This is a genomic window from Corallococcus sp. BB11-1 (assembly GCF_026626625.1).
Classification (GTDB): domain Bacteria; phylum Myxococcota; class Myxococcia; order Myxococcales; family Myxococcaceae; genus Corallococcus; species Corallococcus soli.
Map to the genome: position 1 here is coordinate 268,778 of NZ_JAPNJY010000022.1, position 22,518 is coordinate 291,295.

The window sequence follows — 22,518 nt, forward strand, 5'->3', positions numbered from 1 at the left end:
CCGCGCGCGACGTGCGCGCATGCACTTCCGGTGGCACGCCCGCCGCGACCTGTTAGTACGGCATGCCGTGACGTCCTCGTTCTCGGCCGCGTGGCTTCGCGGAGATGCGTCCGCGCTCTCCTTCCTCTCCGACGACTATCGGCACCGTGAAGCGCGTGCCCGGGCCGTGGCCGCCGCCGCGTCTCGCACGGTGTCGCCCGCGCTGCTGGACGTGCTTGCCGCGCAGAACGCGCGCCTCGCGCCCAGTCCCGCCCGGGAGCGAAACCTCGCGCTGCTCGCGCGGCCCGGCACCGTGGCGGTGGTGACGGGGCAGCAGATGGGCCTCTTCCTGGGCCCGCTGTACACGCTCTACAAAGCCGCGTCCGCCATCGTCACGGCGCGCGCGCTTCAGGAAGAGACCGGCCGGCCCTGCGTCCCCGTCTTCTGGCTCCAGACGGAGGACCACGACCTTCCGGAGATCGACCACTGTGTCATCCCACGTCCGGGCGGAGGGCCCTGTCGCCTGGCGCTCGAGCTTCCGGATGCGGCAACGTCCAGAGCGCCCATCGCCCACCGCCACCTGGGCCCGAGCGTCCTCCCCGCCCTGGCCACCCTCCGCGCCGAGCTGAAGGCAGAGCCCCACGCGGAGGAGTTCCTCTGTCTGCTGGAGCAGGCCTACCGTCCCGAGGCCACGCTCGCGCAAGCCTTCACCGACGTGCTGTCGTCCCTCTTCGCCGACGAGGGCCTTGTCTTCCTCGACCCGAGAGACGCACGGCTGGCGCCGCTGGCCGCGCCCGTGCATCGCTTCGCCCTCCAGGAAGCGGGGACACTCTCCGCGGTGCTCGCGGCCCGCGCGGAGGCGCTCACCCGCGCGGGCTACACGGTGCAGGTCCATGTCCGCCCAGGCTCGCCGCTCAGCTTCTTCTCACCGGATGCGCTCAATGGCCCGCGCTACCGGCTGGATCCGACGGAGGCGGGCGCCTGGGGGCTGGTGGGCCACCCGGACAGCGGCGTCATCACCCGGGACGCGCTGCACGCCGCCCTGGAGCGCGAACCGCTGCGCTTCACCACGTCCGCGCTGCTGCGCCCCCTCCTCCAGGACACCCTGCTCCCCACGGCGGCGTATGTCGGCGGCCCGGGCGAACTGGCGTACTTCGCGCAACTGGCGCCGCTCTACGCCCACGCGGGCCAGCCGATGCCGCTCGCCATCCCCCGGGCCCGCTTCCGCGTGCTCGATGACCGCGCGCGCCGGTGGCTGGGCAAGGTGGGGCTCCAGCCGGACGAGGTGAGCGTGCCGCGCGACGCGCTGCTCACGCGGCTGGCCACGCGGGATGCCCCGGAGTCGCTGGAGACGCCCGAGGCCCTGGAGGCCCGCCTCTTCGGCGCCTTCTCCTCCGAGCTGGAGCGCGTCACCGGACAGGTGTCGGCGGTGGACGCGAACCTCCAGGACGCGCTGCGCCGCACCCAGGGCACGGTGCGGGTCGCGGTGTCCCGGCTGACGGGCCGCTACCGCCGCGCGCTCGCCCGGCGCGACGCCACGGCGGCCGAACAGGTGGACCGCCTGCGCACGTTCCTCTTCCCGGAGGACGCGCCCCAGGAGCGTGTCCTGGGGCTGCCCTACTTCGCCTGCCGCATCGGGACGCGCGCCTTCACGAAGACGGTGCTGGACGCGTGTGTCCCCTTCTCCGGTGACTCGAAGGACCTGACGCCATGAGCGCGACCGGCACCGCCTACGGCATCGACGTCCTCGCCTTTGGGCCCCACCCGGATGACGTGGAGCTGTTCTGCGGCGGGCTCCTGGCGAGCATGGCCGCCCTCGGCTACGGCACCGGCATCGTGGACCTGACGCGCGGCGAGAAGAGCTCGCGCGGCACGCTGCAATCCCGCGCGGAGGAGACGCAGGCCGCCACCCGCGCGCTGGGGCTGGCCCACCGGGAGAACCTGGAGCTGCCCGACGGCTGGCTCAATCCGTGGGCGGGCTTCGACACACCCGAACCCGAGCGCACCCGCACCGCCGCCGTGGCCCGCGTGGTGGAGGCGCTGCGCCGCCTGCGCCCGGAGCTGGTCGTCGTGCCCTGGGAGCAGGAGCGACACCCGGACCACGAGGCGGCCAGCGCGCTGGTGACGCGCGCCCTCTTCTTCGCGGGCGTGCGCAGGTTCGACGCGGAGCCCGCCGCGGAGCCCTTCACGCCGCGGCAGGTCCTCTACTACCCGCTGCGGCACCTGGCCGAGCCTGGCGTCGTCGTGGACGTCTCCGCCGTCTACGAGCGCAAGCTGGCCGCGGTGCACTGCTACGCCAGCCAGGTGATTCCCCGCCCGGACGCCCCGCCCACGCTGGTGGGCTCACCGCTGTCGCTGTCCTCGCTGGAGGCCCGGGACCGCTTCTATGGCGCGCAGATTGGCGTCACCCACGGCGAGCCCTACGTCCTGCGCGAGGCGCTGGGACTGGCCGACCCGCTCGACCACTTCCGCAGGAATAGCTTCGCCCGACCCCTGTTCTTCCCGGCACGCACATGAACGCCCCGCTCAACGTGGCCATCACCTGCTTTCCGACCTTCGGTGGCAGCGGCATGGTCGCCACGGAGATTGGCCTCGCGATGGCGGACCGGGGCCACCGCGTCCACTTCATCGCCCGGGACCTGCCGGTCCGCCTCCACGGCGCGAACCGGAAGGTCGTCTTCCACGAGGTGACGGAGAGCGACTACCCGGCGCTCCAGCAGTCCAGCACCTACCCCATCGCGCTGGCCTCCAAGATGATCGAGGTCGCCAGCTACGAGCGCCTGGACATCCTGCACGTCCACTACGCGGTGCCGCACGCCACCGCCGCGTGGATGGCGCGCGAGGTGCTGGGCCCCCGGGCGCCGCGCGTCGTCACCACGCTGCACGGGACGGACACGACGCTGGTGGGAATCGACCCCAGCTACCTGCCCATCACGCGCTTCTCCATCCTGCGCAGCGACGCGGTGACGGTGCCGTCGGCCTACCTGCGCCGCGCGACGTGGCAGGGCTTCGACATCCCGGAGAGCGTCCCCATCGACGTCATCACCAACTTCGCGGACACCGAACGCTACGCCCCGGTGCGCGACCGCGCCTGCCTGCGCGCGCTCTTCCCGGCCCTGCAGGACGACGAGCCGGTGCTCATCCACGTCTCCAACTTCCGGCCGGTGAAGCGCATCGTCGACGTGGTCGCCATCTTCACCGAGGTCCACCGCCACCGTCCCTGCCGGTTGGTGATGGTGGGAGACGGCCCGGAGCGCTCGCACGCGGAGCGGATGCTGCGGGAGAAGGGCCTGGAGGACCGCGTCGCGTTCCTCGGCAAGCAGGACCGCTTCGAGGAGCTGGTCGCCGCCTCCGACGTCTTCCTGCTGCCCAGCGAGCAGGAGAGCTTCGGGCTCGCCGCGCTGGAGGCGCTGAGCTGCGGCATTCCCGTGGTGGCCAGCGACCTGGGCGGAATCCCGGAGCTGGTCACGCACGGAGAGACGGGCTTCCTGGCGCCGCTGGGGGATGTCCCCGCCATGGCCCGGCACGTGCTCACGCTGGTCGAGGACGCGGGGCGCTGGCAGGGCTTCTCACGCCGCGCGCGGGCGCGGGTCCTGGAGCGCTTCCAGAAGGAACCCGCCATCGACCGCTACGAGGCGCTCTACCGCCGGCTCCTGACGGGGCCCCTCCGTCGTTGAGGAGCCCCGGGAGCGCAGCGGGCTACTTCTTGTTCTTCCACTCCGCCAGCGCCTTGGCGATCTGGTCACGGTAGAAGAAGTTCTTGTCCTTCTGCCCCAGGTCCCACGAGGTCTGCGCGGCCTTGCGGGCCTCGGCGTACTTGCCCGCCTGCGACAGGACGCTCGCGCGAATCCAGTGGGTGTACCAGGTGGGGTTGGCGGCCACGGCCGCGTCGGCGTGCTTCAGCGCGGCGGCATGGTCCTTGGAGGTGCCCGCCAGGTAGGCGGCCGCGCTCGTGTGCATGTTGGCCGCGTCCTTCTCCGCCTGCTCGATGTTGACCTTCGCGAGGGCGGCGGTGTCCACCGTGATGGGCACGGAGACGCGCAGCTTCTCCCACTCCAGGTCCAGCCGCGTGCCGGTGTCCGTGGTGTCGGTGAAGAGGTACGTCAGGCGCTCGCGCGCCGGGATCGCCGTGGTGGTGGCGCTCACCGAGGCCACGTCCTTGGAGGCGTCATAGGGCGCGCCGCCCCGCCACAGGCCCAGGTCCGTGTTCAGCATCACCTTCCAGCCCTTCTGCGAGGGCAGGCTGACGATGGCGTAGGAGCCGGCCGGGACGGCCTTGTCACCGAAGGTGACGGGATGGCTGAAGGTGATCTTCGTCGCCGAGTTGGCGCCGCTGCGCCACGCCTTGTCGTTGGGGACCAGCTCGCCCCAGACCTTCCGGCCCTTCACGGCGGGGCTGGAATATTCGACGGAGATTTCGGAGACACCCACCCCCTGCGACACCTTCGCCGCGGGGCTCGGCGCCGGCAGTTGGAGCTGAGCCATCGCGGGCATCGCCGTCAGGGTCATGAGCGCGGAGGCCATACAGCCGAGAAGCTTGTTCTTCATCGTCCTCACTTCGTCCTTTCCGACCCGAGAAGGGTCGTAGAGCCAGCGGAGTGTATAGACGAGGTCCCGCTCCACCTCACGCTCCACCTTGGCCTGACCCGCATCATGGGGCGAACGGCCAGGGAGGGGCTTCGGGGAGGTCACGGAGGCGAGCGCCTGGGCTCGCCACGCGCGGGGGCAGGCGAGTGCGCCTTCCGGGTCCGCGACGGGTCGCTGGAGGAGCCATGGCAGCCCTCCCCGCTCTCTCCACAGTCAGCAGATGCCAGACCCCGGGTGTTGCCGCAAGCCCCCCCGGTCGTGCTCCACCATCGTCCGTTTCGCCCACAGGAGCGGGAGGGCTGAGAGATGCACACGGACGAGGTGACACAGCACGCGGTGGTGATTGCGGGAGGGGGCCCGACCGGGCTGATGCTGGCGGCGGAGCTGGCGTTGGCGCGGGTGGACGTGGCCATCGTCGAACGGCGCGCCAGTCAGGAGGTCGCCGGCTCACGCTCGCGCGGCCTGCACGCGCGCAGCCTGGAGGTGCTCGATCAACGCGGGGTCGTCGAGCGCTTCGTCTCGCAAGGGAAGGCGGTCCAGAACGTCGCGTTCGGTCAGGCGCCTCTGGACCTCAGCGACTTCCCGACGCGTCACAACCATGGGCTCGCGCTCTTGCAGGAGCGCTTCGAGCGCATCCTGGCGCAGTGGGTGGGCGAGCTGGCGGTGCCCATCTACCGTGGATGTGAGGTGACGGGCTTCGCGCAGGACGACACCGGCGTCGACGTCGCGCTGTCCGACGGCCGTGCGCTGCGGGCGAAGTACCTCGTCGGGTGCGACGGGGGGCGCAGCCTCATCCGCAAGGCGGCGGGCATCGAGTTCCCGGGGTGGGACGCGTCGATCAGCTACCTCATCGCCGAGGTCGAGATGACCGGAGCGCCGACGTTCGGCATCCGCCGGGACGAGAAGGGCACCTACGCCATGGGCCCGCTGGAGGACGGACGCGTGGGCGTCGTGCTGAGAGAGGAGCAGGTCGGCACGGGCGACGCGCCGACCCTGGAGGCTCTGCGCGAGGGGCTCGTCGCGCTCTACGGGACGGACCACGGCCTGCGCAGCGCCACGTACCTCTCAAGGTTCACCGACATGACGCGGCAGGCGGCGTCCTACCGCGACCGGCGGGTGCTCCTGGCCGGGGACGCGGCCCACGTGCACTCGCCAATGGGAGGACAGGGGCTCAACCTCGGCGTGCAGGATGCCGTGAACCTGGGGTGGAAGCTGGCCCAGGTCGTGCGCGGCGTCTCGCCGGAGGACCTGCTCGACACGTACCAGGCCGAGCGACACCCCGTCGCGGCCCGTGCGCTGCGGAAGACCCTGGCGCAGACCGCGCTGAGCCGCGGTGACGCGCGGATGGACGCCGTGCGCGAGACGCTGGCGGAGCTGCTGCGGATGGACGGGCCACGCAAGCAGTACGCGGCGATGATGTCGGGGCTGGACGTCCACTACGACCTGGGCAACGGACACCCGCTGCTCGGGCGCCGAATGCCGGACCTCGACCTGGTCACAGCCGACGGCCCCCGGCGCGTGTTCCACCTGTTGCACGACGCGCGGCCAGTGCTGCTCGACCTGGGCGGGCCCGGCACGCTCGACATCACGCCCTGGGCGGACCGGGTTCGGAGGATCGCTGCTCGCTACACGGGGGCGTGGGAGTTGCCGGTGCTCGGCGCCGTCAGCGCGCCCGTCGCGGTGCTGATTCGACCGGACGGACACGTCGCGTGGATCGGGGAGGGCACGAACCAGGGTCTGCGTGAGGCCCTGACCCGATGGTTCGGGCCTGTGCCTCCCCAGAATCCGGCCGCTGCGTCATAAGCAGGATATCTGGGCCCACGAGGAGTGAAGTCCGCGCAGGACTTCATTCTCCTCAATGCTGTTTGGGCGGGATCGTCGCGAACTGAGGCATCCCGTCCGCGACGTCGTAATAGTCGCCCTTGTCGGCCATGTAGACGTGGACCGCGATACGGGTGTGGGTCGGCGTGTCGAAGGCACCCATCGCGATTCCAATCCAATCGCGTTGGAGCGGATCCCAGAACAGCGACGAACCGCAGACAGAGCAGAAGCCGCGACGCGCCTTCTCGGATGACTGGAACCAGCCGATCTTGTCCTCGCCATTGATCGTGACCGCCGAGCGCGGCACGTCGGCCGAGACGAAATAATGGCCCGAGTGCTTGCGACACTGACTGCAGTGGCAGGCGTCAGGGACAGGCAACTCGCCCTCCACGGTGAAGCGGACCGCGCCGCACAAGCAGGAACCCCGATGCATGGGTGACCTCGTCCGAATGATAGAAAAACCGAGGCTTGCGCCTTCGACAGACAGCCATGAGCGTAACTGTTCGTCGGCCCCCTTTGTCTACCCAGGCTACAAGTCCCCAATCATCGTAACGCCCCATGGGCACGCAGCCGCGGGCTCGCGGCCCTTCCTGCGCCCCGGGGTGATGGGCTCAGACGTCCAGCCGCCAGAGCTGGTTGTCCGCCTTCCCCTTGCGATGCATGGGGAAGGTGATGAGCCGCCCCGAGCCATCCGTCCTGCCGCCCTCGATGTCCAGCACCAGGCCGTTGAGCCGACTCTGGATGAAGTAGGTGCCGTGAACGCGCCCGGGCACGAGCTGCCACACCTGATTGGCTCCGCCGTGGGCCTCCCAGGTGATCACGCGGGTCCCCGCGGCCTCGTTGGCCCCCTCCACGTCGAGCACGAGCCCGTTGAGCCGGCTGCGGATGAGGTAGCCGCCTTTCGTGGGCACCAGCTCCCACATCTGGTTGGCATTGCCCTCGCGGTTGGACTTGGCCCGGAAGGCCACGAGCCCCGCGCCGGGCGAGCGGTTGGCCCCCTCGATGTCGATGACGAGCCCCGCGAGCTTGCTGCGGATGAAGGTGCTGCGCTGGGGACGCGTCTCTCCCCGGCCAGGGTTCGGCTCCGACCACCCAGGAGGCGGAGCGGGCAGCGTGGGACGCGCCTCGCCCTGACACCAGCCTGCGGGGCTGCATGTGCGCGCACCATCGCACTGCGAGGCATCGTGGCAGCGGTTGGGCCCGGGGCGGTTGCGCGACTCGTCCCAGCGGTAGTTCGGGCCCGGTCCCGCCACCGCCGTCAGCGGCAGGAGCAGTAGCGCGAGCGCCGCCCATCCCCTGCCCTTCGCGGACGAACGGTTTTCACGCGCACGACCAGCCTCGGAGCCACTGCGAACCGCGAACATGGGACTTCCCCTTTTCTTTGAGGTCTCCAGCGGAGGGGCAGTTCTCACCGCCCCCTTGCACTGTGTCCTTCATGACGGGGACCCGGGAGTTTCATTCACGTCGCCGGGAGATTGATGAGGAGCGGGCCGGCCCCCCTCCGGCGCACGGTTCCGCTCCACGTCCCCGACACCGGCTGCGCCCAGCCACGTCGGGCCTTCGTCGGAGGCAACGGCCAGCGAGACGCCCGGAGTCACACCCTTGGAGACGGCGTCCTCAATGATGGCCTGGAGATCCACATGCAGCGTCGAAGACGCATCATCGTCGTCGCCCCCCGTGACAACTCCGGCCGCCAGACCGAGGCACAGGGCGAAGGAGAGCGAGGCAAGCCTCGACCGTGCACGGGACATTCCGCCGTGGTCCTCCACGGGCGAACGCATCGGCGACGCTCGTGAGGCCCCCTGCCCGGGTGGATCACCGTGGCTGACTTCAAAACGCCGGGAGTGAAGGTTCATGCGCAAGGAACACCGGTCGGCGACTGCGGTGTCACCTCCCCTGAGGCAGACGGCAAGCGGCCAGTCCTGAGCGTTCAGAAGTCGCGATCCGTTTGGCTGACCCGGATGTGGTCCGTTCACCCGACTCTTGACATGCCTGGGCATTCAGCAGTCACTGGCTATCGTTCCTCCAGGGGAAGCCATGCCATGGGCGGACAGTAGGGATGGGCCTCGCAGGGTAACCGTTCACGGCCATGACATAGTTGCCTTCGTGCGTCTGCAGGTGGACGAGGTCGCCAGATTGCAGCCCGAAGCCGTTGCGGTCCACCAGTCGGAACTTCGCCCAGGAATAATGGTCTTCGGTGAAGGTGGAATACAAATCGCCGCCGCCGCCGTCCTCGGCCCACAGGTAGTAGCCGCCCGAGGTGCGCAGGGAGATCGTTTTCGAGTAGAGACGCGCCACGGTTGCCGCGTCCCTGATGCTCAGCGCGTCGCGCTGCCCGATGGCCTGCCCTCCCAGGGTCTCGACGGTGGTCTGCCCGTTCCTCGTGAACGCCGTCCGGGGGTAGTGCATGATGGAGCCGTAGTCATAGGCGAAGAGGTCGTCGCCGTCGGCGATCTGCTGGTCGAAGTTGTGCTCCTGGCCCGCGAGGATGTTCTCGTACCGTATCCGCACGTAGGTATTGCGGTCCTCGCGCGCCTGCTCATGCCAGAGGCCCAGCGCATGTCCGATTTCATGGATGATGTTGCCCGTGCTGCAGGTGCCATCCATCCACACCCCTTGCTTGCCACCAATTCGCCCCGTGTTGGCACTGCACCCGGTGCCAGACTGGAAGTGGACGTAGTCCGGGTACAGCACCGCGTTGAGCACGGTGCGTTGTACGAAGCGGAGGTGTGTACGCTGTTGCCAGTGATTGATGGCGTCCGTGATCCTCCCCTGGTTTGGTGTGGCCGCGTCGATGCTGTAGGGCACCTCGAAGTTGGGCCAGCGATAGTTTGCTCCGGTGATGGCCACGCCCTGGGCGTGGACTCCCGGGGCGTCGAGACCTCCCCGGGCCTTCACCTCGCGCACGCGCGCCTCCATCTCCTCCACCGTGCCGAGAACCATGTCTCCATCGAGGATGGCCAGTCCATCCACCTCGGCGTACTTCACTGGCACCAGCTTCCCTCTCGCGGCGTTCCAGGCGTAGCCCTCGCGAACCGGGGCGCCAGCCGGCACTCGGGCCATCTCCGGGTCCAGGGCGGGACGCGACTCCAGTCCCTCACCACAGGCGGTGAGCAGCAGACTGGGGATGAACAGAGCAACCAGCGCGGACTTCCATGTGCGTCGAAGCATGGTGCCTCCTTTCCGGAAGGCATTCCGGGGAGCAGGAGACAACCATACCACTCTGACATTTGTCGTTTGAAATGGAGAACCCTCATCAATTCGTGACATGCCCCGGCGCAAGGACTCCAGCAGAAGGCGTGGAAGGCATTTCAGCGCCTTTGGGGCTCCAAGCACCCACGCTCCTGGGGCTCACCGGCGCAGTCGGAGGTGCGCTGTGCCCCCCCATCGTCCCCCTGATTCGCGGAGGCGCTCAAATGCATGTCATGGACTCTGCGTCCATGGTTCTCAAGTGCTTTCTGGCTGGTCGCCAGAGGACGCTGGCCATTTGCATGTTGCTGGCCGAACGGGAGGGTGAGAGGAATAGTGTCTTTCGTTCCATAGGGGGGCTGGTCCATTCCGGGTTCCATCCTGCTCCTTGGGGGAGAAACAAGATGCGAAGCCGTCAAGGTGTGCTGTGGTCGTGGGGGCTGGGCGTGACACTGGCCTTGTCACTGGGCGCTTGTGGTGTGGAGCCCCTCGACGAAGGGGCAGAGCCTGGAAGTGATGAGGCGTTGACGCAGGTGAGCCAGGAGCTCGCGCCGCCGTGGGACTTGTATGCGGACGCGGTGGCGCCGGGCACCACGCCGGCGGTTCTCCACCCGAACAGGGCGCTGGGCGCACCGGACGGGCAGCGGGCGACGATACCGACCCTGCTCTCGGCGCTGGTGCTGGACCTGGGGCAGGGCGAGGAGGGCACCGGCGACCTGCGCGTCTATTACCATGGCCTGTCGGTGTTCCTGGTGGCCCAGGTGGACTTCCTGAAGGCGGATGGGACCCAGGTCGGCTCCAGCCTGCTGCACATGGGCCTGGGGACCCATGTCGCGGTGGCGAGCTACCCCGGGAACTACCCCTATCGCTACGTGCGCCTGCGGGGCGCGTTGTTCGGGGCCTACCAGGTGGACGCGGTGGAGACGTCCATCCGAGCCTTCTGTGGTGACGGGGTGATTGGTGGAGCCGAAACCTGTGACGACGACAACCAGCTCTCCGGAGACGGCTGTAACAGTGTCTGCCAGGTGGAGCCGGGCTACACCTGCACGGGACAGCCGACAGTGTGTACCGACATCGACGAGTGCGCCGCCGGTACCGACAACTGCAACGAAAACGCCTCCTGCACCAACATCGCGGGCTCCTTCACCTGCGCCTGCAATGCCGGGTACGAGGGCGACGGCGTGACCTGCACCGACATCGACGAGTGCGCCGCCGGTACCGACAACTGCAACGAAAACGCCTCCTGCACCAACATCGCGGGCTCATTCACCTGCGCCTGCACGGCGGGGTACGAGGGCGACGGCGTGACCTGCACCGACATCGACGAGTGCGCCGCCGGTACCGACAACTGCAACGAAAACGCCTCCTGCACCAACACCGGGGGCTCCTTCACCTGCGCCTGCGATGCGGGGTACGAGGGCGACGGCGTGACCTGCACCAACATCGACGAGTGCGCCGCAAACCCCTGCCTGAACGGTGGCACCTGCATCGACGGCGTGGGTAGCTACACCTGCAAGTGCGCGCCCACCTACGAGGGGAACATCTGCCAGTCTTGCTCCGGCACCCTCGCGGACTGCAACGCGAACTCGTCCGACGGCTGCGAGGTGAACCTTCAGAGCGACGCCGCCAGTTGCGGCGCCTGCGGCATCGTGTGCTCGACGGGACAGATATGCTCGAACGCCACCTGCCAGACCGCCCCCACCGGCCAGGTCCCCGGCACGCCGGTCAGCTCCCCCGCCAACCACAGCCCGCTGGCCCCGGCGGTCGCCGATGTGAATGGCGACGGCAAGCTCGACATCCTGGTGGCCAATGCCGAATCCGGGTCGACCCAGACTCCCTCTGGCTCGCTCTCCGTCTTCCTGGGGAATGGCGACGCCAGCGTCCAGTCGGAGGTCAACTATGGGAGCGCCTCGCTCTCCAGCAACGCGGTCGTGGCCGTGGACGTGGACGGCGACGGGTGGCTCGACGCCGTCACCGTCGACGGCCAGACCAACCTGCCCCTCATCAACGGAGACATCAGCGTCTACAAGAACCTGGGCTCGAGCGCGCCCGGGACCTTCGGCGCGCCGACGAGCTTCACCACGGGCACCCCAGGCTCCGTCCACCTCTGCACCGGGGACTTCGACAACGACGGGGCGGCTGACATCGCCACGACCAGCGTGACCCAGAACCTGGTGAGCGTGCTGCTCGGCAACGGCGCGGGCAGCTTCGGCGCACCCACGTTCATCGGCATCCAAAGCACCGGCGGCGCTCAGTCGAGCATCGCGTGCCGTGACCTGAACAGCGATGGCTTCTCCGATATCGTGGTGACGAGCCCCGCCAGCGCACGCCTGTCGGTCCTCATCAACCAGGGAGACGGCACGTTCGCCGCACCCGTCGCCTACAGCAATTCCGCCAGCGGCCAGACGGCGGGCATCGCCTTCGGCGACGCCAACGGCGACGGCACGCTCGACATCCTCTCGAACGGCGCGGCCGGCCGGTTCCTCTTCTACTTCAGAGGGAACGGCAACGGCACCTTCGCGAGCGGCGCTCAGTCAACCGCCGCGACCAATACGGCCGCCAACTCGGCGCTGGGCGTCGTGGCCGGTGACTTCAACGGCGATGGCAAGCTCGACGCCTACATCCTCGTGACAGCGGCCTCGGGCGGCGTCCGCCCGATGACCGGCAACGGCAACGGAGGCTTCACCGCGGGCACCGTCGTCACGACCGGCGCCTCGCCTGGCCTCAACGCCATCGCCACCGCGGACATGGACGCGGATGGGTACGCCGATCTCATCCTGACCAACAGGGGCTCCGGCACCGTGACCGTGGTCCCCAACGGACTCTAAGTCGCTGTCCGCGATACCGCGCTGGGACGGTGTGCCCTGATTTCAGCGCGGTCTCGGTAGGAGAATCGGTGCGCCGCGTGCTTCGAGCGCGGCGCACCGAAAGACGCGCAGGCGCCTGCCCCGTGTGCGTACCCAGAATTCGGTCGCTGCGTCATGGGTGCTTCAAGGCCACCATGGGCATTGCGTCAATGCGAGCGAGCGAGGCGCGCGGAGGACATCGTCAGCTCGGCCCGTCTGCCGAGACGACGTCTTCCCTGACGCATGGGGGAACCCTCTCACGCGACATCTACCTTGACGCTCACCGCATCCTTGGGGTCGACCTCGGCCACGACACGCCGTGTCCCATGCCCCACGCCGCGTCAGCGAGCGCCAGGCCTACCGTCGGCTGCTGGCCTGCTCCTTCTTCAACCGCCCATCCCACCTGAACGCTTACTGCGAGACTCCCTCGCGAAAGGAGGCCGCGAACCCATGCTTGTCGATGCTCGTTCAGCTCGCCCCCCAGAGCCCCGAGTCGCTCAAGCAGGGTGTCAAGTCGAGGGCCCCTACCGTCGCGGGAGAGGACGAGTTGCTGGAGGAGCAAGGCCCAGCACGCATCGTCCTCATACTCCTCTTTCTCTTGCCAGTGGTCCGGTGAAGCCTCTGCCAGGTGGTGCGCGAGCTCCCAATGGCCAGCGAGGATGGCTCCGAGCAGTGGCTTGTTTCGACAAGCAGCAGGAGGGGCCCACTCTTGAGCTCTCTGATGCTTCAGGAACCGGAGCCAGTGACTGGCGGCGCTGTGGAGTTCCTCACGGAACCTTATTGGACTTCCCTCGACCAACAAGGCCCCCGCAGCCAGGGTATGGAAATGCAGAGACACCTCTTCGAAACCCCGGAGGGTCTCCTCCCTGCTGCCCGTCAGGTCCAGGCGGGAGAGCAGCCAGGGGACGGCTTCCTCCGAGCGCTGACAAAGAGAGAGCAGGTCGATTCGCATCACAAGGCGAACCCATTCCAGCCCTCTGCTGGGACGGCTTTGAGCCCCGTCACTCCGGCAGAGAGGAGTGCCTCATGGAGCGATGCGTGGAGGAAGATTTCGCGCATGCGAGTCCGGGCACGGAAGAGAAGTGCCCCCGGCTCGACTCCCTCCGTCTTCACCGACAGCCGGTTGATACGGAAAATCTGACTCGGGTCGAATGGACTGGGGACGTAGTCCGTCCGCTCCATGTCGATGATGTCCTGGATGTCCAGGACGTTGAGGATGGAGTGCTCCTTGGAGGCGACGCGCCCCTTGTGGTCCAGCAGCGTGACAGGGAGGGACTCAAAGCGCTTCGCTCCGAACTGGATGAGCACATCCACCATCCTGCCCGAGACGATGGGCAGCCCCAGGGTGTTGGTGACGAAGTCGAAGACTTGGATGAAGTCAGGGTAGTCGCTGGAAAAGCGCATGGCGCCATTCCGGGGGAAGCGGTCTCCCAGCGGAATGGCTTCGAAGAAGTCGGGGCTGTCAGGACTGTCGATGGGCAGCTTTTCGAGCACGGCCCCGTCGTTCACGCTGGCAGGAGTCAAGACCCAGTAGCTCATGTAAGATGGCTTTCAGCCAATGACACCGAAGAGGTGCCGGGTTTTCGTGCTCTTGGCGTCGGTCGTCCAGAACTTGATCATTCCATCGTAGGCATGAATGTCTTCTTCCTTGATCACGCCAAGAGCCGTGGCCGCAGCAGCATTGCTCAGAAGGATGACGAGGGACCAGAACTCATCTTCGAGCGTGTGGAGCGCCTTCAGGATGGCCTTGAAAAGCGCAAGATGTTTCTTGGTACGTTTGGCCTCGTTGAAGATCTTCTTGAGCTCCGTGGCGACCTCCTGCATTCGGGCTTTGAGCTGGAGGGTATAGGCGGGGTGATCGGAAATATGGGCAATGAGCCGATGGACAGGGCTGTACTTCGGATCAGCGGGCAGCATGATGATGTTATGCCCATTGTTGATGTTGTAGAAGGAGCGCTTCAACACCATCATCATGTCGGCGTCGAATGGCGAGTTCTTCTCGAAAAACACCGACTGAGGGATGAGGTGGTGCGCCTGCCATGGATAGGGATGCCTCTGGCCATTGGGAGAGAGATAGTAGAAGTTTCCGAGTCCTCCCGGAAATGCCCCATCTTTCTCGGGAAATGCAGCCACACGCAGCCATCTCTCCCGGCTGGCGGTGACATAGAGGGGCGGTTCATTCGCGACGCGATGGCCTTTCTTGTAATAGAAGAGGACACTCGCCGTGCTGAAAATCGAGCGACTGAAGTCGTTGTAGACCTTCATCCGTGGCCCGTCCTGGAAGATGAATCGGGGTCCTCGATATGAATAGTAGTCGCCGCTCGTGAGCAGCGAGGTCTCCGGCTGACTCGGATCCGTGTGGAACGAATCGGAGTCAGCCAACTCCTGGATGTAGGATTCGGGATAGCCTTTCTTCAGCTCCGGGAACTTGCTGTCCTTGGGTGGGTTGCTTGCCCCGACTCTTGCCTTTCGCTCTTGCTTGATTGCACTCTTGTTGCTGGTCGGCATGGGCGTTCCTCCTGGGTTTTATGGGAGCGGGGAGACCACAATGGCTGCGCGCGCCCCCTCGTCGGAGCAGGAGAGAACAACTGGCGTTGGGGCCGGGCTGTAGCCGCGCTGCAGACTTCTGACAGCCGCGCACAATCCGAGCGCGCCCGAGGCCGCGCCCGTGTCTCCGAAGCTGAGCGCTGGGAGCCAGGATACGAGTTGTTCGTGGCCCAGCCCTGCTGCTCGAAGGTGGAGCATCAGCATGCCCCACTCACGGGCTCGAAGTTCTTCACCGTTGTGGTCTCCGATGAGCACGAGACGCGCGCCATCCGCTTCGGCTGCGTGGAGTGCGGAGGTCACGCATTTCGCAAGCACTCGCCCGTCTGGAGGCAGATCACCTCCCCGGAATCTCTCATCGTCGCCCAGAACGACGGCCCGGAGGGCGACACGAGGCTCTTTTCCCCGCGGGACCAGGGGCGCCTCCTGCGCTAACGACAGCCAGAGAGCGACACTGCCTTCACCCGGAATGAAGCCTGTGGGCGTGTCGTCCATTTTGAGCCTGCGCTGTTCGAGGAGCCTTGGGAGCACATCGGGGCCACAGAGGCTGTCGACCGCGATGACGAGGCAGTGCGCATGTCGACGTTCGACGAGTGCTTCCATTGCAGCTTTCAATGCCTTGGAAAAAGCCGCGTGGCCCCCACTTGCAATGTGCCAGGTCTTGGCGTTCCAGGAGATTCCTGCCGCCTCGAACGCACACTCCAACACACGTCGGCCGAGGGCCTCATGTCGCCGGGGTTCATCCTCTTTGATCTCGGGGGTGAGGGGAAACCCGCGCTCCAAGGGATCTGGCAATGCCAGGACGATGAGGGTGTCCCGAGGCAGGCGGGACAGGGGGGCCCGGGTGCCGAGGTCCTCGAGAGCTACGGCGGCCAGGGCTGCCAACCTCCCGACATTCGAGAACCCCAGTGTGATGACAGGCACTTCGCAGGTCATGACGGGTTGCCCGAGGCTCTGACCTTCGCAGGCATGGGTCAGATAGGGCGAAGGGCGGGTTTGGGAGATGCCTGCCCGAAGCGCGGCGCAGCCTTGGATCAACGTTCCGAGAGGGCTTGCCATCCCAAGCGCCTGAATCACGAGAAGCATTGAGCGGCTCCCAAGATGCGTCGCCAACAGCGCCCGGTGTCCGGTCACTGAACTCTCGCAGATGGACAGCCGCCAGTCCACTCTGAGTGAAATTCACCTCCAGTCCCTGCCCGGTCCGGAGGATAGGTTGACGGTGGAGCCCACGGTCATCCGCAACATCTCGAAAGCAAGGCGTGGCGATGGGCGCATGCATTGACGGGCTGTGCGAACTGGACAATCGCCCAGCCCTCCTCCAGCGGCGCCACCTTCATCCAAGGCCTGCGGCGTCCTGGCCCAGAAGCAGCTTTTCGGTCCCATGAGAGGCTTGTTCTTCGTGAACTCGCAGGCGCAATTGCTCACCATGCACTTGAGCGAGGCACTCTCCTCACACAGCGACTCCACCTTGCACCAGGCGACAATGGGCCCGCCCCAGGTCAGATCCTGCGTGTAGAGGACGCCGTTCTTGACCGCGAAGGCGTGGGTCCAGGGCCAGGGGTCATTCGAGGTTTCGTTCTCGGTTCCGAATCATAGGTGGCATGGACGCGCTCCATGCCTCCTTCGCCGAGCCGACGCAGGGAGCGGACAGCGCCCACAGGCGGCGCGAAGTCACAGCCGGTGTCACATGGAAATGATCGGAAACCTGGCAAAGCAGGCGTGATACCCTTCACGGCCATGCGCACCTCCCTCCGACTGTCTTCCCTCCTCTTCGCTGCCTCCCTCGCCGCCGGCTGTCTCGGCGCGGAGGCGGACATGGACACCCTCCAGGCCACCGAGCAGTCGGCCACGGATCCCACGTTCCGCGTCTACAACGTCGTCGAGGCCGTGCTCCCGGCCGCCAACCATGACGGCGTCGCTGGCAACGAGTGCATCGCCCTGCTGAACCCCGAGCACCGCCTCCGGAAGATCATCCTCGTCGAGCCCGCTGGCGTCGGAGGCTCCTGCGCGCTGAGCGCCTACACCGCCGGCAGCGCCTTCAGCTTCACCTGGGGTGACAGCTCCGTCTACCAGGGCGCGTCCGGCATCACCGCCATCCGCGCCGCGCTCTCCGACAATGACGGCGCCGTTCACCGCCTCACCGGCTCGCTCACCTCCGAGGCCGCTACCCTCGCCCACCTGCAGGCCTTCCTCACGCAGAGCGCCAGCGATCAGGCCACCGCGATTGGCACCTTCACCGCGGACCGCGTCCACTCCCTGCGCGACTTCGAGGGCCAGGAAGAAGTGCTCGCCGAGGCCGCCTACCAGGCCGTCCGCGTCAGCCAGCCCTGCGAGAACCCCGGCTCGCCCAGCCTCGAGGCCCGCGTCCACAACGGGTTCGTCTACGGCTACACGGCCAGCAACAGCGGCAGCTGCCACAGCGGCTGGTTCTCCCGGTACCACACGTACAACCGCGACTGGAGCCTCGTCGCCCGGTCTGACTATTCGGAGTAGCTCGCCACGGTGACACCGTGACGGCGAGCGTGAGCCGCTCCCTCCTGCCTGGAGGCCTTCAGGACAGGCGGGGGCGGCCCAGCCACGTCAGGCCCAGCCCCAGGACCAGCAGCGTGGGCAGCGCGAGCGCGAGGAAGCCCAGGGCGACCTGGTGCACGACGTCCGCGCCGGGCTGTTCGACGTAGGTGAAGCGGGGCAGCCGCGCATGGTCGGCGGCGCCCAGCGTGTCCCCCGAGAAGACGCGCGGGAGCAGGGCGTCCCGCCACGCGGCGTGGAAGCGGTCGACCTGCAGCAGGAAGTGCGCGTGCCGCAGCCCGCCCGTACCCGCCACGTCCTGGAGCGCCTGCTGGAAGGCCAGCGCCGGGGAGAGGAAGCGCAGCACGCCGAGCGCGGCCTGCTGCCGCTCCAACTGCGACTGGAAGGCGGCCACCACGGGCGCGGTCGCCCGCGCCGCCTCGTCCTGCACCGCCAGCGCGGTGGGCCAGTAGCCCTCCACCTGGGTCCCCTTGGGCGCCAGCTCCGGGTGGTCCTGGAAGTAGGCGGACAGCACCTCGCTGCCGCGCCGCTGCGCCTCCAGCGAGGCCTCCCGGGTGGCCCCCACCAGCGCCACCCGCGACGGCACCGGATACAGGCCGCTCACGCCAAGCTGCACCGCCGCCGGCACCACGACCACCAACACCAGCCACGCGCCCACGAGCACCAGCGCGTTGGTGGCGGAGCTCAGGGCCCGCGCATTCACCGCCAGCGCCAGCGCGAACCAGAAGGCGCCATACCCGACCACCAGGGCCAGCCAGCCCACCAGCCGCCCCAGGCCTCCTGCCCCACCCGTCAACGCATGGCCCGCGACGCCCGCCAGCACGCACAGGCCCAGCAGGACGCCCGCGCGCACCGCCAGCCTCCGCAGCGCCCAGCCGCGGAGCCCCGTGGCCTGCACCAGCACCAGCCGGAGCGTGCCGTCCTCGCGCTCGCGCGACACCAGGTCGAAGGAGAACGCGAGCGCGAACAGGGGCAACAGGTAGAGCAGCACGAACGACAGGTCCAACGTGCCGGTGGCCAGGTGCACCGGGTGCTCCAGCGTGTCGCGCGCGAAGTCCGCGAGTCCGGCCCTCCCGCACTTTGTGTGGAGTCACTGTCAGGAGGCCTGGGTGAATGACGAGCGCGGTCCCTCGCTTCGGTCCCGCTGCTGCTCGGCGAGCGGCCCATCCTCCTGCACTCGACGTTCCAGGCGATCCACTTCTGGCGTGCCCACTCCAAGTCCGGGCTCCACACAGGTGCAGGAGAGCCGTGGATCCGGGCGAACCCACGGTGGACCGGCCGCACGTCGGACTCAGCTGAACACGGTGGTCAGGTTCAACGGGCCAGCGGGGACGCCGACATCCAGGCCCGCGGGGTCGTCCGAAGGCGTCTGCCAGGCATTGGCCTCCGTGACGGTGTGGCCGCCAGCATCGTTCGTGATGGACATCTTGCCATTGTGGCCCGCGGGGCTGATCTGGCTGGTGTCGTAGCCGCTCCAGCCCGTGCCAGCGTTCGCGAACGTCGCCTCGCCCCAGGTCTGGCCGGAGTTCGCGCCCGGCTTCGCCGAGCCGTCCTTGGACACGCACCACGCGACGCTGCTGTTGGCGTCGAACGCCACCACCCGCGACTGGCCGGGCTCCAGCGTGAAGGTCTTCGGCGTGCTCTTGTCGAAGTGCTGCCCGTCGTTCGGGCCGCCCTTCTCACCCGTCTTGTTCCAGAGCGTGACGGTCTGCGGCTTGTCCGTGTTGTTGGTGAACGTGTTCGTGTACTTGTATTCACCCTTCTGGCTCGGGTCGATGAGCAGCATGTTGCTGTTGTAGGGCGAGCCGACGTTGTTGCGCGCCAACCACGGCTCACTCGCGCTCACCTGCTCGGTGGACCCAGCGGAGGGCGCGCCGAAACCAGGGCCCGCGTCGCTGGTGCGGTTGGAATGCATCGGGTCGACCCCGTGCTGGGCCTGGGCCGCGCCGCTGTACGAGGAGGCTCCCTGGAGGGACGCCGGGGCACCGCCCTCCACTGCGTCACCCAGGCTGGGCGCGAGTTCCCGCGACCCGGGCCCCAGGTCACCACCCTGCCCTCCGGGGGTCTGCGTCTCCAGCGACTTCATCCACTGCGCGAGCCCACCCAGCAGCTCCGACAATTGCGCCCGCGTCTTCTCGATGCCGCCCGCCTGTTCGAAGGAGTCGGTCATGAGCGTCTGCCGCAGGTCGTTCCGGGTCTGCTGCGCCGGGGTGCCCATCACGCCCTGGGCCGGAGAGGAGACCGGTTTGAGGTCGGCGATGCTCGAACGGGGAAGCGAGGACGGCGAGCGGAGGGGGAGCGCGATGGACATTTCAGACTCTGGGAGGCCGACGAGGGGGAACAAGCCTTGCGAGCGAAACCGGCGCCGCCGTTGCGCGGCATGTCCAACCCCAGAGCAGGACACATGCCAGCTCCCAGGACTCACCACCTGGGTACCCCCCTTCCTGGGAAATCAGCCGCTTGGGACGCACGCTCCCCATCCCTCAGCCCTCGCTGCATCGCGTGGCGCGATGACGGGAGCCATCACCTGGTGACCCCGGTCACCAGTGCGCGCCCCGCCTCAGGACAAGCGGCTCAGCCGGTCCACCTGGGTCAGCAGCGTCGGCATGCGCGAGGCGCCGTGCATCCTCCGGATGTGCTCCGCGGCGGTCGCGGTCTCCATGCCGATGGCGGTGATGAGCAGGGGGCGCAGGCTCTGGCCGCGCACGATGGGCAGGGCCGGGCCGGTGGTGACATAGGGGGTCTTGGCCACGCCGATGACGGGCACCGCGCGACAGAGCGCCTCGTACAGGTGGGCGCCCAGGCCCGGCTTGTCCTGCCCGAGCCACACGTAGCCATCCACCACGATGGTCTCCAGCGGCTCCTGCACCCCGGCGAGCACGCGCAGCAGGTGCGGCAGCTCGCGGCGGTAGAACTGACCGGGCTCGTAGGGGGCCGCGACGGGGCCGCGCTCCACCAGGTGCCCAGCCTCCCTGGCGTCCGTCCAGCCGCGAAAGAGGATGCACGCGGCCACGGTGAGGTCGGGCCGGTAGTCCACATCCACGCACGCGAGCATCCGGTCCTCCTCCGGGGGGCCACCCCCTCCGCCCAGCCTGACGCGATGCCGTCCCCAGCCAGCGGAAGAGGACTCGCCCCGGGCCCAGGGTAGGCCATGCGCCGCGGGCCCGCGAGGCCAGCCTCGCGTCGGGGTCGAAGCCGTGAGGGCCGGAGGTCCTCCCCTCAGTGCCCGCCGCCCAGGTTGAGCACGACGACGCCCGCGACGATGAGCCCTACGCCCAGGACCTTGACGGTGCTGAGGGGCTCTCCCAGGAACGTGGCGCCGATGATGACGATGGCCGTGGTCCCCAACCCGGACCACAGCGCATAGGCGATGCCCACCGGAATCGTCTTCACGGCGCGCGACAGGAAGACGAACGCCAGCGCATAGGCGCCAAGGCACGCGACGGACGGCCAGAGCCGCGTGAAGCCATCCGTCCTCTTGAGCAGCGACGTGCCAACGACTTCGCTGGCGATGGCGGCAATCATGAAAACATACGCGAGCATGGGCCTCTCCTCTTGAACCCATACACGCCAGCATGACGGCTCGCACCCCGGAATCGCGCCCCGGCTGCCTGTCCCTCCAGGTAGGCGACGGTGCGAGCCATGGGGACGGTCCCCGCAACCGGAGCATCCTGTTTTCACTGGACAATTCCTTGCACTTCCTACCCGCGCGGTGTGGTCACAAGAAAAACGCAATTTCAAGAGCGCAAACGCAGGGCGGTTCGGCTAGAGGGCTGCGCAATCCCTGACACGGCTGCGCAATCCAGCTCTTTTGAGTGCCCACGATGCATGCCTCGCCCCCTGCCCCGTCCCCTGAAGTGCCCCTCTCCATCCCGCGTCCCGCCGGTCGTCTCAAGCGGTGGATCATCGGCGTCCTGCTGCTCTTCGCGGTCATCGCGGGGCTCGTCGCCGTCAAGGGAGCGCAGATCGTCGCGATGATCCAGGACGGGGAGGCCTTCGTGCAGCCCCCCGAGTCCGTCACCTCGGCCCAGGCGGAGTCCTTCGGCTGGCAGGCGAGCCAGGGCGCGGTCGGCACGGTGATGGCGGTGCGGGGCGTGACGCTGAGCGCCGAACTCCCGGGCGTCGTCAGCGACATCCGCTTCGAGAACGGCGCGTCGGTGAAGAAGGGGCAGGTGCTCGTCCAGCTCGACACGTCCAGCGAGGCGGCCCAGCTCACCGGGGCGGAGGCGGACGCGGAGCTCGCGCGGCTGACGCGGGCCCGCGTGGAGAAGCTCCACACCCAGGGGGCCAACACCCAGTCGGAGCTGGACGCCGTCCGGACGCGGGCGGTCCAGGCCGAGGCCACGGTGGCCCACCTGCGCACCCTCATCGCGAAGAAGGTCATCCGCGCGCCCTTCGAGGGCCGCATCGGCATCCGGCAGGTGGAGCTGGGGCAGCTCGTCTCCCCGGGCAACCCCATCGCCTCCCTGCAGTCCATCACCCCCGCCCTGGTGGAGTTCCAGCTCCCCCAGCAGGCGCTGGCCACCGTGAAGCAGGGGCAGAAGGTGCGCGTCCGCGTGGACGTCTTCCCGTCGGACGCGTGGGAGGGGGAGCTCACCACCATCAACCCCGAGGTGGAGCTGTCCTCACGCAACGTGCGCATGCGCGCCACCGTCCCCAACGCGGACGGCCGGCTGCTGCCGGGGATGTTCGCCAACGTGGAGGTGCTCGCCGAGGCCAGCCACCCGGTGGTGGCCATCCCCGCCACCGCCGTGCTCTTCGCCCCCTATGGCGATTCGGTGTTCACCCTCTCCGAAGGCAAGGACGCCACGGGCAAGCCCGCCCTCCTGGCGCGGCAGCAGTTCGTGCGGCTGGGGGAGCGCAGGGGGGACTTCGTCGAGGTGACGTCGGGCCTGAAGGCCGGGCAGAGCGTGGTCAGCAGCGGCGTGTTCAAGCTGAAGAATGGCGCGGCCGTCGTCCTCAACAACGCGCTGGCGCCGCCCGTCGAGGCCGCGCCCCAGCCCGTGAACCCGTAGGGCGGAGG

18 protein-coding genes are annotated in these 22,518 nt (G+C 68.1%); 7 read left to right on the top strand and 11 right to left on the bottom strand.

Annotation, left to right across the window (positions count from 1 at the left end):
- Window positions 1-19 precede the first annotated feature (19 nt).
- From bshC to bshA, 3 genes are read left to right on the top strand one after another with little or no spacing between them, the layout of a single operon-like run.
- Window positions 20-1,693: a bacillithiol biosynthesis cysteine-adding enzyme BshC gene (gene bshC, locus OV207_RS17805; protein WP_267556361.1), complete on the top strand. Its 1,674-nt coding sequence runs from the start codon at window positions 20-22 to the stop codon at window positions 1,691-1,693.
- Window positions 1,690-2,496, top strand: a complete 807-nt coding sequence (gene bshB1 / locus OV207_RS17810) for a bacillithiol biosynthesis deacetylase BshB1 (protein WP_267556362.1) — start codon at window positions 1,690-1,692, stop codon at window positions 2,494-2,496. Before bshC ends, bshB1 begins: the two co-directional genes overlap by 4 nt.
- Window positions 2,493-3,656 carry an N-acetyl-alpha-D-glucosaminyl L-malate synthase BshA gene (bshA, locus tag OV207_RS17815; RefSeq protein ID WP_267556363.1) on the top strand — a complete coding sequence of 388 codons (1,164 nt, stop codon included), beginning with the start codon at window positions 2,493-2,495 and terminating at the stop codon, window positions 3,654-3,656. Before bshB1 ends, bshA begins: the two co-directional genes overlap by 4 nt.
- 22 nt (window positions 3,657-3,678) lie before the next feature.
- Here the strand turns inward: bshA and OV207_RS17820 are convergent, their stop codons facing one another.
- Entirely contained in the window at window positions 3,679-4,536 is an 858-nt protein-coding gene (locus tag OV207_RS17820) for a DUF2911 domain-containing protein (protein ID WP_324291542.1), read from the bottom strand.
- Window positions 4,537-4,872: 336 nt separating this feature from the next.
- Between OV207_RS17820 and OV207_RS17825 the strand changes: the two genes are divergently transcribed.
- The gene (locus tag OV207_RS17825) at window positions 4,873-6,369 is read left to right on the top strand and encodes an FAD-dependent monooxygenase (protein ID WP_267556365.1); all 1,497 of its coding nucleotides are present in this window, start codon (window positions 4,873-4,875) and stop codon (window positions 6,367-6,369) included.
- A 52-nt stretch (window positions 6,370-6,421) separates the two neighbouring features.
- Here the strand turns inward: OV207_RS17825 and OV207_RS17830 are convergent, their stop codons facing one another.
- The 3 genes from OV207_RS17830 to OV207_RS17840 all read right to left on the bottom strand — a co-directional run bounded on the left by OV207_RS17830 (window position 6,422) and on the right by OV207_RS17840 (window position 9,558).
- Window positions 6,422-6,820, bottom strand: a complete 399-nt coding sequence (locus tag OV207_RS17830; protein ID WP_267556366.1) for a GFA family protein — start codon at window positions 6,818-6,820, stop codon at window positions 6,422-6,424.
- Window positions 6,821-6,998: 178 nt separating this feature from the next.
- Window positions 6,999-7,751, bottom strand: a complete 753-nt coding sequence (locus tag OV207_RS17835) for an RICIN domain-containing protein (protein WP_267556367.1) — start codon at window positions 7,749-7,751, stop codon at window positions 6,999-7,001.
- Between the two features lie 643 nt (window positions 7,752-8,394).
- Window positions 8,395-9,558: a M12 family metallopeptidase gene (locus OV207_RS17840; protein WP_227026991.1), complete on the bottom strand. Its 1,164-nt coding sequence runs from the start codon at window positions 9,556-9,558 to the stop codon at window positions 8,395-8,397.
- Window positions 9,559-9,980: 422 nt separating this feature from the next.
- Here OV207_RS17840 and OV207_RS17845 point away from each other — a divergent pair, with 422 nt between their 5' ends.
- Window positions 9,981-12,404, top strand: coding sequence for an FG-GAP-like repeat-containing protein (locus tag OV207_RS17845; protein WP_193347653.1), 2,424 nt, complete (start codon window positions 9,981-9,983; stop codon window positions 12,402-12,404).
- Between the two features lie 969 nt (window positions 12,405-13,373).
- Here the strand turns inward: OV207_RS17845 and OV207_RS17850 are convergent.
- The 3 genes from OV207_RS17850 to OV207_RS17860 are packed head-to-tail and all read right to left on the bottom strand — an operon-like array spanning window position 13,374 to window position 15,902.
- Window positions 13,374-13,961: an imm11 family protein gene (locus OV207_RS17850; protein WP_267556368.1), complete on the bottom strand. Its 588-nt coding sequence runs from the start codon at window positions 13,959-13,961 to the stop codon at window positions 13,374-13,376.
- Window positions 13,962-13,973: 12 nt separating this feature from the next.
- Window positions 13,974-14,930 (bottom strand): AHH domain-containing protein, encoded by a 957-nt coding sequence (locus OV207_RS17855; protein ID WP_267556369.1) that lies wholly within the window; start codon window positions 14,928-14,930, stop codon window positions 13,974-13,976.
- 18 nt (window positions 14,931-14,948) lie between these two features.
- The gene (locus tag OV207_RS17860) at window positions 14,949-15,902 is read right to left on the bottom strand and encodes a hypothetical protein (RefSeq protein WP_267556370.1); all 954 of its coding nucleotides are present in this window, start codon (window positions 15,900-15,902) and stop codon (window positions 14,949-14,951) included.
- A gap of 879 nt (window positions 15,903-16,781) precedes the next feature.
- On the opposite strand from OV207_RS17860, the gene OV207_RS17865 reads away from it, so the two are divergent.
- The gene (locus OV207_RS17865) at window positions 16,782-17,459 is read left to right on the top strand and encodes a hypothetical protein (protein ID WP_267556371.1); all 678 of its coding nucleotides are present in this window, start codon (window positions 16,782-16,784) and stop codon (window positions 17,457-17,459) included.
- A gap of 58 nt (window positions 17,460-17,517) precedes the next feature.
- Here the strand turns inward: OV207_RS17865 and OV207_RS17870 are convergent, their stop codons facing one another.
- The 4 genes from OV207_RS17870 to OV207_RS17885 form a co-directional block, all read right to left on the bottom strand.
- Window positions 17,518-18,522 (bottom strand): DUF3526 domain-containing protein, encoded by a 1,005-nt coding sequence (locus OV207_RS17870; RefSeq protein WP_267556372.1) that lies wholly within the window; start codon window positions 18,520-18,522, stop codon window positions 17,518-17,520.
- A 264-nt stretch (window positions 18,523-18,786) separates the two neighbouring features.
- Window positions 18,787-19,806, bottom strand: coding sequence for a hypothetical protein (locus OV207_RS17875; RefSeq protein WP_267556373.1), 1,020 nt, complete (start codon window positions 19,804-19,806; stop codon window positions 18,787-18,789).
- Between the two features lie 249 nt (window positions 19,807-20,055).
- Window positions 20,056-20,550 carry an endonuclease V gene (locus OV207_RS17880; protein ID WP_267556374.1) on the bottom strand — a complete coding sequence of 165 codons (495 nt, stop codon included), beginning with the start codon at window positions 20,548-20,550 and terminating at the stop codon, window positions 20,056-20,058.
- Between the two features lie 164 nt (window positions 20,551-20,714).
- Complete coding sequence (locus tag OV207_RS17885) at window positions 20,715-21,038, bottom strand: DMT family transporter (protein WP_193347642.1); 324 nt, start codon at window positions 21,036-21,038, stop codon at window positions 20,715-20,717.
- Window positions 21,039-21,319: 281 nt separating this feature from the next.
- On the opposite strand from OV207_RS17885, the gene OV207_RS17890 reads away from it, so the two are divergent.
- Window positions 21,320-22,510, top strand: coding sequence for an efflux RND transporter periplasmic adaptor subunit (locus tag OV207_RS17890; protein WP_267556375.1), 1,191 nt, complete (start codon window positions 21,320-21,322; stop codon window positions 22,508-22,510).
- The last annotated feature ends 8 nt before the right edge of the window (window positions 22,511-22,518 follow it).

Bases quoted from the DNA above. Each gene is read 5' to 3' on its own strand.
- bshC (WP_267556361.1), top strand. From the start codon at position 20: ATGCACTTCCGGTGGCACGCCCGCCGCGACCTGTTAGTACGGCATGCC.
- bshB1 (WP_267556362.1), top strand. From the start codon at position 1,690: ATGAGCGCGACCGGCACCGCCTACGGCATCGACGTCCTCGCCTTTGGG.
- bshA (WP_267556363.1), top strand. From the start codon at position 2,493: ATGAACGCCCCGCTCAACGTGGCCATCACCTGCTTTCCGACCTTCGGT.
- OV207_RS17825 (WP_267556365.1), top strand. From the start codon at position 4,873: ATGCACACGGACGAGGTGACACAGCACGCGGTGGTGATTGCGGGAGGG.
- OV207_RS17830 (WP_267556366.1), bottom strand. From the start codon at position 6,820: ATGCATCGGGGTTCCTGCTTGTGCGGCGCGGTCCGCTTCACCGTGGAG.
- OV207_RS17835 (WP_267556367.1), bottom strand. From the start codon at position 7,751: ATGTTCGCGGTTCGCAGTGGCTCCGAGGCTGGTCGTGCGCGTGAAAAC.
- OV207_RS17840 (WP_227026991.1), bottom strand. From the start codon at position 9,558: ATGCTTCGACGCACATGGAAGTCCGCGCTGGTTGCTCTGTTCATCCCC.
- OV207_RS17845 (WP_193347653.1), top strand. From the start codon at position 9,981: ATGCGAAGCCGTCAAGGTGTGCTGTGGTCGTGGGGGCTGGGCGTGACA.
- OV207_RS17850 (WP_267556368.1), bottom strand. From the start codon at position 13,961: ATGAGCTACTGGGTCTTGACTCCTGCCAGCGTGAACGACGGGGCCGTG.
- OV207_RS17855 (WP_267556369.1), bottom strand. From the start codon at position 14,930: ATGCCGACCAGCAACAAGAGTGCAATCAAGCAAGAGCGAAAGGCAAGA.
- OV207_RS17860 (WP_267556370.1), bottom strand. From the start codon at position 15,902: ATGACCTGCGAAGTGCCTGTCATCACACTGGGGTTCTCGAATGTCGGG.
- OV207_RS17865 (WP_267556371.1), top strand. From the start codon at position 16,782: ATGGACACCCTCCAGGCCACCGAGCAGTCGGCCACGGATCCCACGTTC.
- OV207_RS17875 (WP_267556373.1), bottom strand. From the start codon at position 19,806: ATGTCCATCGCGCTCCCCCTCCGCTCGCCGTCCTCGCTTCCCCGTTCG.
- OV207_RS17880 (WP_267556374.1), bottom strand. From the start codon at position 20,550: ATGCTCGCGTGCGTGGATGTGGACTACCGGCCCGACCTCACCGTGGCC.
- OV207_RS17885 (WP_193347642.1), bottom strand. From the start codon at position 21,038: ATGCTCGCGTATGTTTTCATGATTGCCGCCATCGCCAGCGAAGTCGTT.
- OV207_RS17890 (WP_267556375.1), top strand. From the start codon at position 21,320: ATGCATGCCTCGCCCCCTGCCCCGTCCCCTGAAGTGCCCCTCTCCATC.